Raw genomic sequence first — 10,274 nt, forward strand, 5'->3', positions numbered from 1 at the left:
TCCTGCGTTGTCTGACCATCACGGGCGGGCTCACGCCCGCCCGCCGGTTCTTCCACCCTACCGGTCGGCCGCCCGATTGCCGGGCGAGGTCAGGTGGTCAACTGCTCCACGAGTTCGGCCGCGCTGTCGACCGAATCCAGCAACGCACCGACGTGCGCGCGGCTGCCGCGCAGGGGCTCGAGCGTCGGGATGCGGACCAGCGAGTCGCCGCCCAGATCGAAGATCACCGAGTCCCAGCTCGCCGCCGCGATGTCCGCGCCGAACCGGCGCAGACACTCCCCGCGGAAATATGCGCGGGTGTCGGTGGGCGGGTTCTCGACGGCGTCGAGGACCTGCTGCTCGGTGACCAGCCGCTTCATCGAGCCGCGCGCCACCAGCCGGTTGTAGAGGCCCTTGTCCAGCCGGACGTCGGAGTACTGCAGGTCCACCAGATGCAGCCGCGGCGCCGACCAGCCGAGATTCTCCCGGTTGCGGAATCCTTCGAGGAGTCGGAGCTTCGCGGGCCAGTCGAGCAGCTCCGCGCATTCCATCGGGTCGCGTTCGAGCAGGTCGAGCACGTGCGCCCAGGTCTCCATGACGTGGCTGGCCCGCGGATCCGGATCGCGGCTCTCCATCAGCTTCGCAACGCGGTCGAGGTATTTGCGCTGCAGCGCCAGCGCAGTCAGTTCCCGGCCGTCGGCGAGCGCGACGGTCGCCCGCAGCGACGGATCCCGGCTGACGACGTGTACCGCGTGCACCGGGCGCGCGAGCGCCAGGTCGGAGAGGTCGACGCCGGCCTCGATGAGGTCGAGCACCAGCGAGGTGGTCCCGAGTTTCAGATAGGTCGACGTCTCGGCGAGGTTCGCGTCACCGATGATGACGTGCAGCCGCCGGTACTTGTCGGCGTCGGCGTGGGGCTCGTCGCGGGTGTTGATGATGCCGCGCTTGAGGGTGGTCTCCAGCCCGACCTCCACCTCGATGTAGTCGGCGCGCTGTGACAGCTGGAAGCCCGGCTCGTCGCCGGAGGGCCCGATGCCGACCCGCCCGGATCCGGTGACCACCTGCCGGGACACCAGGAACGGGGTCAACCCGGCGATGACGGCCGAGAACGGCGTCTGCCGGCTCATCAGGTAGTTCTCGTGCGAGCCGTAGGACGCACCCTTGTTGTCGATGTTGTTCTTGTAGAGCTGCAGCCGGGCGGCACCGGGAACACTCGCCACGTGGCGCGCGGCGGCCTCCATCACGCGCTCGCCCGCTTTGTCCCAGATGACGGCGTCGAGCGGGTCGGTCACCTCCGGCGCCGAATACTCCGGGTGGGCGTGGTCGACGTAGAGCCGGGCGCCGTTGGTGAGGATCATGTTCGCCGCACCGACCTCGTCGGCGTCGATGATGGGCGGTGGGCCGGCCGACCGACTGAGGTCGAAGCCGCGGGCATCTCGCAGCGGCGACTCCACCTCGTAGTCCCACCGGGTGCGCTTCGCCCGCTGGATGCCGGCGGCGGCCGCATAGGCCAGCACCGCCTGCGTCGACGTCAGGATCGGATTGGCGGTCGGGTCCGACGGCGAGGAGATGCCGTACTCGACCTCTGTCCCGATGATCCGTTGCATGCGGCTCAGCCTAGGCGACCGGGACGGGGTGCCGGTGGCGGCCGCATCCCGGCCGAGGGCGGACCGAAAACGCCGGCGCGAGCGGCGTGTCGCCGGAACGACACGCGCGCTCGCGCCGGTGAGGGCTACAGGTACTGACCGAGGTTGCTCTCGGTGTCGATCGCCCTGCTGGCCGACGAACTCTTGCCGGTGACCAGCGTCCGGATGTAGACGATGCGCTCGCCCTTCTTGCCCGAGATCCGCGCCCAGTCGTCCGGGTTGGTGGTGTTGGGCAGGTCCTCGTTCTCGGCGAACTCGTCGACGATCGAGTCGAGCAGGTGCTGGATGCGCAGACCGGGCTGGCCGGTCTCGAGCACCGACTTGATCGCGTACTTCTTGGCGCGGTCGACGACGTTCTGGATCATCGCACCGGAGTTGAAGTCCTTGAAGTACATGACCTCTTTGTCGCCGTTGGCGTAGGTCACCTCGAGGAAGCGGTTGTCGTCGATCTCGGCGTACATCCGCTCGACGACCTTCTCGATCATCCCCTTGATGCAGGCCGCCCGGTCGCCGTTGAACTCGGCGAGGTCGTCGGCGTGCACCGGCAGGTCCTCGGTGAGGTACTTGCTGAAGATGTCCTGCGCCGCCTCGGCGTCGGGCCGCTCGATCTTGATCTTCACGTCCAGCCGACCGGGCCGCAGGATTGCGGGGTCGATCATGTCCTCGCGGTTGGAGGCGCCGATGACGATGACGTTCTCGAGGCCCTCGACGCCGTCGATCTCGCTGAGCAGCTGCGGCACCACCGTGGTCTCCACGTCGGAGCTGACGCCGGTGCCGCGGGTGCGGAAGATCGAATCCATCTCGTCGAAGAACACGATCACCGGTGTGCCCTCGGACGCCTTCTCGCGGGCCCGCTGGAAGATCAGCCGGATGTGCCGCTCGGTCTCGCCGACGAACTTGTTCAGCAGCTCCGGGCCCTTGATGTTGAGGAAGTAGGACTTCGCCTCGCGGGCGTCGTCGCCACGGACCTCGGCCATCTTCTTGGCCAGCGAGTTCGCCACCGCCTTGGCGATGAGCGTCTTGCCGCAGCCGGGCGGGCCGTACAGCAGCACACCTTTCGGCGGCCGCAGCGAGTACTCCCGGTAGAGCTCCTTGTGCAGGAACGGCAGCTCCACGGCGTCGCGGATCTGCTCGATCTGGCGGGTGAGCCCGCCGATGTCGCTGTAGGCGACGTCGGGCACCTCCTCGAGCACCAGGTCCTCGACCTCGGCCTTCGGGATGCGCTCGAACGCGTACCCGGCCTTGGTGTCGACCAGCAGCGAATCACCGGGCCGGAGCCGGCGCGCCCGCTCCTCGTCGCTCAGCGTCGCCGGGTCGACCTGCTCGTCCGTGCTCACCAGCGGGTCGGCCAGCCAGACGATGCGCTCCTCGTCGGCATGGCCGACCACGAGCGCGCGACGGCCGTCGGCCAGGATCTCCCGCAGGGTGCTGATCTCCCCCACGGATTCGAACGTGCCGGCCTCGACGACCGTCAGCGCCTCGTTCAGGCGCACCGTCTGCCCCTGCTTGAGCGACTGCGCGTCGATGTTCGGCGAGCACGTCAGCCGCATCTTGCGGCCCGAGGTGAACACGTCGACGGTGTCGTCCTCGTGCACCCCGAGCAGGACGCCGTAACCGCTGGGCGGCTGCCCGAGCCGATCGACCTCTTCCCGGAGTGCGAGCAGCTGCTGCCGCGCCTCCTTGAGGGTGTCCATGAGCTTGGCGTTGCGGGAAGACAGCGAGTCGACGCGGGCTTCCAGTTGATTGACGTCGCGCGAGCCGCGGGCGCCGGCGACGCCGGCAGCCTGCTCCAACCGCTCGCGCAGGGCGGCCGCCTCTCGGCGCAACTCTTCCAGTTCGGCGGCATCCTCGTTGGACAGCGGACGCGTGAAACCTTCTGCATAGGCTTCAGAACGCTCGGACTCACTCATGGTGCGCTCCTCTCCTGCACCGAACCGCGGTGCAGTAACAACTTCAAAGCTACCGGCGATTCATCCGTTGTGTGGGCTCTAGGAATTCGGCACACCAGCAACACTGTTAACCTTCGAGATGAGTTGGCACGATTGAAAGGACACACGTGACCATCAAGAACCTTGTGCTGGGCGTGGCTTCGGTCGCCGTCGTCGGTGCCGCCGCCGCCGGTATCACCGCGGTCTCCGCCGTTCCGGCGGCCGGTCCGCAGGTGCAGCCGGTGGCCTTCGGGACGCCGCTGCCCGCGACGCCGGCTCCTGACCTGCAGGGGCCGCTGCTGCAGACCCTCAACGGGTTGACCGGGCCGGGCTCGTTCTCGGGCCCGAAGGGCAGCTACATCCAGGGTGGCCTCGGCCGCCTCGCGGGCACCGCGGACCGCAAGTACAACCAGTACGCGTCGCAGGGGTACTTCCCGCTCTCCTTCACCATCGCGAACATCGATCAGAACGGTGGCCTCGCCACTGCGAACGTTTCGGTGACGGCTGCCAACGGCGTGACGGCTTCGCAGCCGTTGACGTTCGTCGCCGGCCCCAGCCCGAGCGGCTGGCAGGTGGAGAAGGGCTCGGCGATGTCCTTCCTCAGCTCGCTGTAACACATCACGCCACAGACAGTGCGGCAGCGATCGTCGGCCACGGCCACGATCGCTGCCGCATTGTTCGTTGGTGGGGTGCTCGCGGGGTGCGCCGACGAACAGCACCCGGCGGCGGTCCCGGCAAGCCCGTCGACTCCCAGCTCGACAGTCGCCGCGCCCGCGGCGCCCGGTCCCCTGCCCGCGCCGGAGGCCCTCACCGACGTGCTGTACCGGTTGGCCGATCCGGGCCTGCCGGTCGACCAGAAGTTCGCGCTGATCGACGGCTCCGGCGCCGAGGACGCTGCGGTGATCGACGGTTTCGCCCAGGCGCTGCGCGACAGCGGCCTCATCCCCGTCGGATTCACTGCCACCGAGATCGCGTGGAGTGACCGGGTGCCCGGACACGTCAGCGCCGATGTCACCGTTCACAGCGAGAATCCGTCGCTCACGGGTGGTTTCACGGTGCCGATGGAGTTTCAGCCGTATCAGGGTGGGTGGCAGCTCTCGCGCAGCACAGCGCAGATGCTGTTGACGCTCGACGACGCCGCGCCCACCCCGACCCGCTAGTGACGACGGCGATGTGGATCGGCTGGATCGAGTTCGACGTGCTGCTCGGTGACGTCCACTCGTTGAAGCAGAAGCGGTCGGTGGTCCGGCCGATCGTGGCGGAGCTGCGGCGCCGGTTCGCTGTCGCCGCCGCGGAAACCGGGTCGCAGGACCTGCACCGGCGGGCCGGGATCGGGCTGGCCGCAGTTGCCGCCGACCGCGCGCATGTCGTCGACCTGCTGGATGCCGCCGAGCGTCTCGTCGCGGCCCGACCCGAGATCGACCTGCTGTCGGCCCGCCGGGCGGTGCGTCGCAGCGACGACGACTAGAGGTGGCGCTTGCGCCGCAGCGGCGTGGGCGTCACGGTTCCCGGCGCGAGCTTGCGGGCACTCACCAGGAACGCCGTGTGCCCACGCATGTTGTGTTGGGGCCGCACCGCGAGACCGACGACGTCCCAGCCGCGCTGCAACGTCTCCCAGGACCGCGGCTCGGTCCAGCACTGCTGTTCGCGGAGCGTTTCGACGACGCGTGAGAGCTGCGTGACGGTGGCGACGTAGACCATGACGACCCCGCCCGGCACGAGTGCCCGCGCGATCGCGTCGAGCACCTCCCACGGCGCCAGCATGTCGAGTACGACGCGGTCGACGGCATCGCCGTCGTAGTCGGCGACGTCACCGATCGTCAGCTCCCAGTTCGATGGCCGGGTGCCGAGGAAGGTTTCGACGTTGCGGGCGGCGTGGACGGCGTGGTCGTCGCGGACCTCGTAGGACACGACGCGGCCGGTCGGCCCGACCGCACGCAGCAGCGACAGCGTCATCGCACCGGAGCCGGCGCCGGCCTCGAGCACGTGGGCGCCCGGGAAGATGTCGCCCTCGTGGACGATCTGCGCCGCGTCCTTCGGATAGATCACCTGCGCGCCGCGGGGCATCGACAGCACGTAGTCGATGAGCAGCGGTCGCAGCACCAGGAACGGGTCACCGTTGGTCGAGGTGACGACGCTGCCCTCCGGCGCGCCGATGACGTCGTCGTGCGCGAGCGCCCCGCGATGCGTGTGGAACTCGCCGCCCGGGCTCAGCACCATGGTGTAGTGGCGGCCTTTGGCGTCGGTGAGCTGCACCCGGTCGCCGGTTGCGAATGGACCCGTAGCCGCCACGACGATCACCTTGCCAGCCGACGCGCCGCCCGCCGGTGGTGGGGTTGTCGGTGCCGGCGCTTAGGCTGGCGGCGCAGCGGAAATACGGTGCAGGAGGTGACAATGTGGCGGACGACGTGAGCGTGTCGCGGCCCGCGCTGTCGCCCTCACGGGCGGCTGATTTCAAGCAGTGCCCGCTGCTGTACCGGTTCCGGGCGATCGATCGGCTGCCGGAGCCCTCGTCGGCGGCGCAGGTGCGCGGCTCGGTGGTGCACGCGGCGCTCGAATCGCTCTATGGCCTGCCGGCGGCGAACCGAAGCCGCGCCACGGCGCTCACACTCATCGCGCCGGCGTGGCAGCGGGTGCTCGACGAAGCGCCGGAGCTGGGTGAAGAGTTCGCCGACGAGCAGCGGGCCGCCCTGCTGGCTGAAGCCGAGGCGCTGCTCTCCGGGTACTACCGCCTGGAGGATCCGACGCGGTTCGACCCGGAATGCTGCGAGCAGCGCGTCGAGGTGGAGCTGGCCGACGGCACGCTGCTGCGCGGCTTCGTGGACCGCATCGACGTCGCGCCTACCGGCGAACTGCGCGTCGTCGACTATAAGACCGGTCGCGCACCCGACGAGGCGTGGGCGCTCGCCGAGTACAAGGCGCTGTTCCAGATGAAGTTCTACGCGGTGGCGCTGTGGCGGTCGCGCGGCGTGCTCGCCAGCCGGTTGCGGCTCATCTACCTAGCCGACGGACAGGTGCTCGACTACTCGCCCGACCGCGACGAGCTGGTGCGGTTCGAGAAGACGCTCACCGCCATCTGGCGGGCCATCCAGGCCGCCGGCGCCAGCGGAGACTTCCGCCCCAAACCGAGCAAGCTGTGCGACTGGTGCGCTCATCGCGCGCTGTGCCCGTCCTTCGGAGGTACGCCGCCGCCGTATCCCGGGTGGCCGGAGCGCCCCGCCGAGCCCGCGGCATGAGCGGATATTTCTACCGCCGGCTCGACGACGACCGCTACGAATCGGGTGACCTCACCCGAAGCAACTGGGCGCCCGATCTGCAGCACGGCTCGCCGCCGCTGGCGCTGCTGACCCGCGCCATCGAGCAGCAGCTTCCGCCGCAGCTGCGCATCGGCCGCCTGACGCTCGACATCCTGGGCGCCATACCGGTGTCGACGCTGGTGGTGCGGACATCGGTGGTGCGCCCGGGCCGTCGGATCAGCCTGCTCGCGGCCGAACTCGCGCCCGCCGACTCGCCCGAGCGGCCCGCCGCGCGTGTCACCGCCTGGGCGCTGGCGACCAGCGACACCTCCGGCGCGGTCGCCGACCGGCACCCGCCGCTCGTCGAGGGCCCGACCGTGCCGCTTCCGGCCCACTGGTGGAACGTCGGCGGCTACCTCGAAGCCGTCGAATGGCGACCGCAGGCCGAGACGTCGCCGGGCGGCCGCACCTTTTGGGTGACGCCGACCGTGACGCTCGTCGACGGTGAAGAGCCCACCGCGCTGCAGCGGATGGCGATGGTGGTCGATTCGGCCAACGGCATAGGCGCCGCGCTCGACCCGCGGGAGTACCTGTTCATGAACACCGACACCGCGGTACACCTGCATCGGCTGCCCGAGGGCAGGGATTTCGCGCTGCGGGCGGGTGCGTCCATTGGCCCGGACGGCATCGGCGTCACGAGCGGCGAGGTGTTCGACCGCCGCGGCCTCGTCGGCACCGTCGCGCAGACGCTGCTCGTCGAACGCCGCTGACGGCCGTCTGGACCGGCGCGTTCAGAAGCGGCAGAACCGGATGTCGGATGCCAGAATCGCTTTCGCGCCGATCGCGGCGAGCCGATCCATGATCGCGTTGACCTCCCGGCGTGGCACCAGTGCCCGCACCGCGACCCAATCCGGGTCGGCGAGCGGCGCGATGGTCGGTGACTCCAGGCCCGGCGTGACGGCCGTCGCCTCGTCGAGAACCGCACGGGGACAGTCGTAGTCGAGCATCAGGTATTGCTGGCCGAACACCACGCCCTGCACGCGCGCCGCCAATTGGTCACGCGCGGCGGCGGACTCAACGTCGGCCCGTTCGATGAGGATCGCCTCGGAGACGCACAGCGGCTCACCGAACGCCACCAGGTGGTGCAGGCCGAGGGTGCGTCCCGAGCCGACAACATCGGCGATGGCGTCGGCGACACCCAGCTGTATCGAGATCTCGACAGCACCGTCGAGCCGGATGACGGTGGCGTCAATGCCTTTGGCGGCGAGGTCTTTTCGCACCAGGTTGGGAAACGCGGTCGCGACGCGTTTGCCCGCGAGGTCCGCGGTGGTCCACTCCCGGCCGGCCGGTGCGGCGTAGCGGAACGTCGACGATCCAAACCCCAGCGCAAGCCGTTCGGTCACCGGTGCGTCGGACTCCCACGCCAAGTCGCGGCCGGTGATGCCGAGGTCGAGTTCGCCGGAGCCGACGTAGATCGCGATGTCGCGTGGCCGTAGGAAGAAGAATTCGACGTTGTTGACGGGGTCGACGACCGTGAGGTCCTTGGGGTCGGTGCGGCGCCGGTAGCCGGCTTCTTCGAGGATCTCGGCGGCGGACACGCTGAGCGCCCCCTTGTTGGGAACCGCGACGCGCAGCATGCTCACAGCTTTCGGTAGATGTCGTCGAGGGTGAGACCGCGGGCGACCATGAGCACCTGAGCCCAATAGAGCAATTGGCTGAGCTCTTCGGCGAGGGCCTCGTCGCTTTCGTGTTCGGCGGCCAACCACACCTCGCCGGCCTCTTCGAGGATCTTCTTGCCGAGGCCGTGCACACCGCCGTCGAGCGCGGCGACGGTGCCGCTGCCGGCGCGCCGGGTGCGGGCCTTCTCCGTCAACTCGGCGAACAGGTCCTCGAACGTCTTCACGGGTGGCGATTCTGTCACGCGGACGGTGTCACGGTCGAAGCGGTAACCATCGAATCTGGCGTATGGACCTGCCGAAATCGGTCCTACGCTTTTTCTCATGGCTGTGATCGGGGCGGACGCTACTGGGCTGCAGCGGTTCTCTGACTGTTGTCGCCGACAGCGAGACGGCGTGCTGGCGGACGCGCACGAGCACCCCGGTGGTCCCTCGTTCCAGGCGACCGCCTCGGCCGTCGCCGCGATCCACGACGGTGTGGCATCCGCCCGCACCGCGTTGGCGAATCGCCTGGGCGCGACAGCCGACCGACTCTCCGCCGCAGCCGCCAACTACACAGCGACCGATGCCGGCTCGGCGTCGGCGCTCGACGCGCTCTTCGGCGAAATCGACTGACGCCGTGCGACGTGGGAGAACGCCTTCGACACCATCTACCGCACCGCAGGCGCACCGGGTGGCACAACGTGGACGGGCCCGGCGGCCGAGCGGGCCGTCGCGCGCACCCACTCAGATCGCGCGAAGGTGCTCCAGGTAGTCGACAACCTGACACACGCCGCGGAGGTCGCGCGTATCGGAGCGGCCGAGATCGCCGCCGCCCGACAACGAACGCTGGACGCGATCGCCAACGCCCGAACCGCTGGGTTTGAGGTCGCCGACGACCTCACGGTCTCCGACACCCGGGATTACGCAACCCATCGTGAGTACAACGATCGGATGGCGCAAGCGCGCACGCTCGCCATGCGCATCTGGACGAGCGCGCGCGGACTGGCAACGACCGACCAGTCAGTGGCAGGCCGGCTGACCCCCATCTCGGCGGGCTTCAACCAGTTGACCTTCCGCGAGGGTCCGCTGCCAGCCATGCCGCCGTTACCGACGGAACCACCGCCGCCGCCGCGCGTGCCGAAACGGAAGTTCATCCCGCAGACCTGGGGCGCCTGCGCACCCCGCGGCGAAGATCCGAACAAGGAAGTGGCTTTCTTCAACCTCGCGCGGCTGTGGGATCCGGCGTTTTCGCACTACGAGATACCTGAGGAAGCGCAAGCCGTCCTTAGTGCGGCGATGACAACCACGGGCTTCTTCACATCGCAAGGAAGCATGGCAAGGAGTGGGGACGAATCGGGGTTTTGGGAAATTGGCGCAATATCGCCGATTATGCGATCGGAGCAGCACTCGCTTATCCGGAGTCCGTGAAGTATCAACCGGAACGTGGAACCTTCCTTGTTATTCGGAACATCTATTTTGATGACCAGCCGGGACCACCCGTTTGGCGCGTGGAGGTAGCCGTCAACCTTCATGGTGAAATCATCACCGCTTACCCCAAACTCAACTGATGACTGTCGAGACGAAAGGCCGGAACATCAGCGCACCGCTTCCCCGCTACAGCGACCGAGTCGCCCGAATCACCGAGATCGTCGAGTCAGTGGTCGACCTGTCCGGCCTGCTCACCAACACCTACGAAGCGAACCCGGCTCCGCTACCGAACGGGCTCGCATGCTCCTGGGGCGAGCGCGAGACCGGGATGACGCGCGTCAGCGTGCACATCAACGCTGTCGACGATGCAGCGGACGAGCTTCGCAGCTTGCGGGACCA

The 10,274-nt window shown here is 68.7% G+C and carries 12 protein-coding genes and 1 pseudogene; 8 read left to right on the forward strand and 5 right to left on the reverse strand.

The window, feature by feature from the left end; translation table 11 throughout:
- Window positions 1-89: 89 nt before the first annotated feature.
- Window positions 90-1,586: a depupylase/deamidase Dop gene (gene dop, locus LV457_RS14105; RefSeq protein ID WP_232171816.1), complete on the reverse strand. Its 1,497-nt coding sequence runs from the start codon at window positions 1,584-1,586 to the stop codon at window positions 90-92.
- A gap of 125 nt (window positions 1,587-1,711) precedes the next feature.
- Window positions 1,712-3,535 carry a proteasome ATPase gene (gene arc / locus LV457_RS14110; RefSeq protein ID WP_232171817.1) on the reverse strand — a complete coding sequence of 608 codons (1,824 nt, stop codon included), beginning with the start codon at window positions 3,533-3,535 and terminating at the stop codon, window positions 1,712-1,714.
- 146 nt (window positions 3,536-3,681) lie between these two features.
- Here arc and LV457_RS14115 point away from each other — a divergent pair, with 146 nt between their 5' ends.
- The 3 genes from LV457_RS14115 (at window position 3,682) to LV457_RS14125 (ending at window position 5,021) form a co-directional block, all read left to right on the forward strand.
- Complete coding sequence (locus LV457_RS14115; RefSeq protein WP_232171818.1) at window positions 3,682-4,167, forward strand: hypothetical protein; 486 nt, start codon at window positions 3,682-3,684, stop codon at window positions 4,165-4,167.
- A gap of 75 nt (window positions 4,168-4,242) precedes the next feature.
- Window positions 4,243-4,713: a hypothetical protein gene (locus LV457_RS14120; RefSeq protein ID WP_232171819.1), complete on the forward strand. Its 471-nt coding sequence runs from the start codon at window positions 4,243-4,245 to the stop codon at window positions 4,711-4,713.
- An 11-nt stretch (window positions 4,714-4,724) separates the two neighbouring features.
- Window positions 4,725-5,021, forward strand: coding sequence for a DUF503 domain-containing protein (locus tag LV457_RS14125; RefSeq protein ID WP_232171849.1), 297 nt, complete (start codon window positions 4,725-4,727; stop codon window positions 5,019-5,021).
- Here LV457_RS14125 and LV457_RS14130 read toward each other — a convergent pair.
- A complete protein-coding gene (locus LV457_RS14130; RefSeq protein WP_232171820.1) occupies window positions 5,018-5,845 on the reverse strand; it encodes a tRNA (adenine-N1)-methyltransferase in 828 nt (275 codons plus the stop codon). The two genes, LV457_RS14125 and LV457_RS14130, sit on opposite strands and share 4 nt — an antisense overlap.
- 104 nt (window positions 5,846-5,949) lie before the next feature.
- Here LV457_RS14130 and LV457_RS14135 point away from each other — a divergent pair, with 104 nt between their 5' ends.
- Together LV457_RS14135 and LV457_RS14140 are read left to right on the forward strand one after the other, a co-directional pair.
- Window positions 5,950-6,789, forward strand: coding sequence for a RecB family exonuclease (locus LV457_RS14135; protein ID WP_232171821.1), 840 nt, complete (start codon window positions 5,950-5,952; stop codon window positions 6,787-6,789).
- The gene (locus LV457_RS14140) at window positions 6,786-7,559 is read left to right on the forward strand and encodes a thioesterase family protein (protein WP_232171822.1); all 774 of its coding nucleotides are present in this window, start codon (window positions 6,786-6,788) and stop codon (window positions 7,557-7,559) included. Before LV457_RS14135 ends, LV457_RS14140 begins: the two co-directional genes overlap by 4 nt.
- A gap of 21 nt (window positions 7,560-7,580) precedes the next feature.
- On the opposite strand, the gene hisG is transcribed toward LV457_RS14140, so the two are convergent.
- Together hisG and LV457_RS14150 are read right to left on the reverse strand one after the other, a co-directional pair.
- On the reverse strand, window positions 7,581-8,426 hold the full coding sequence (gene hisG / locus LV457_RS14145; protein ID WP_232171823.1) for an ATP phosphoribosyltransferase: 846 nt from the start codon (window positions 8,424-8,426) through the stop codon (window positions 7,581-7,583).
- A gap of 2 nt (window positions 8,427-8,428) precedes the next feature.
- A complete protein-coding gene (locus LV457_RS14150) occupies window positions 8,429-8,710 on the reverse strand; it encodes a phosphoribosyl-ATP diphosphatase (protein ID WP_232171824.1) in 282 nt (93 codons plus the stop codon).
- A 79-nt stretch (window positions 8,711-8,789) separates the two neighbouring features.
- On the opposite strand from LV457_RS14150, the gene LV457_RS14155 reads away from it, so the two are divergent.
- The 3 genes and pseudogenes from LV457_RS14155 to LV457_RS14165 all read left to right on the forward strand — a co-directional run.
- Window positions 8,790-9,080 carry a type VII secretion target gene (locus LV457_RS14155; protein ID WP_374198849.1) on the forward strand — a complete coding sequence of 97 codons (291 nt, stop codon included), beginning with the start codon at window positions 8,790-8,792 and terminating at the stop codon, window positions 9,078-9,080.
- Window positions 9,081-9,206: 126 nt separating this feature from the next.
- Window positions 9,207-9,875, forward strand: a complete 669-nt coding sequence (locus tag LV457_RS14160) for a hypothetical protein (protein WP_232171826.1) — start codon at window positions 9,207-9,209, stop codon at window positions 9,873-9,875.
- 139 nt (window positions 9,876-10,014) lie between these two features.
- Window positions 10,015-10,274: pseudogene (locus tag LV457_RS14165) on the forward strand (hypothetical protein); the annotation flags it as partial.

This window comes from Mycobacterium sp. MYCO198283 (assembly GCF_021213805.1).
Lineage (GTDB): Bacteria > Actinomycetota > Actinomycetes > Mycobacteriales > Mycobacteriaceae > Mycobacterium.

Bases quoted from the DNA above. Each gene is read 5' to 3' on its own strand.
- arc (WP_232171817.1), bottom strand. From the start codon at position 3,535: ATGAGTGAGTCCGAGCGTTCTGAAGCCTATGCAGAAGGTTTCACGCGT.
- LV457_RS14155 (WP_374198849.1), top strand. From the start codon at position 8,790: ATGGCTGTGATCGGGGCGGACGCTACTGGGCTGCAGCGGTTCTCTGAC.
- dop (WP_232171816.1), bottom strand. From the start codon at position 1,586: ATGCAACGGATCATCGGGACAGAGGTCGAGTACGGCATCTCCTCGCCG.
- hisG (WP_232171823.1), bottom strand. From the start codon at position 8,426: ATGCTGCGCGTCGCGGTTCCCAACAAGGGGGCGCTCAGCGTGTCCGCC.
- LV457_RS14140 (WP_232171822.1), top strand. From the start codon at position 6,786: ATGAGCGGATATTTCTACCGCCGGCTCGACGACGACCGCTACGAATCG.
- LV457_RS14125 (WP_232171849.1), top strand. From the start codon at position 4,725: ATGTGGATCGGCTGGATCGAGTTCGACGTGCTGCTCGGTGACGTCCAC.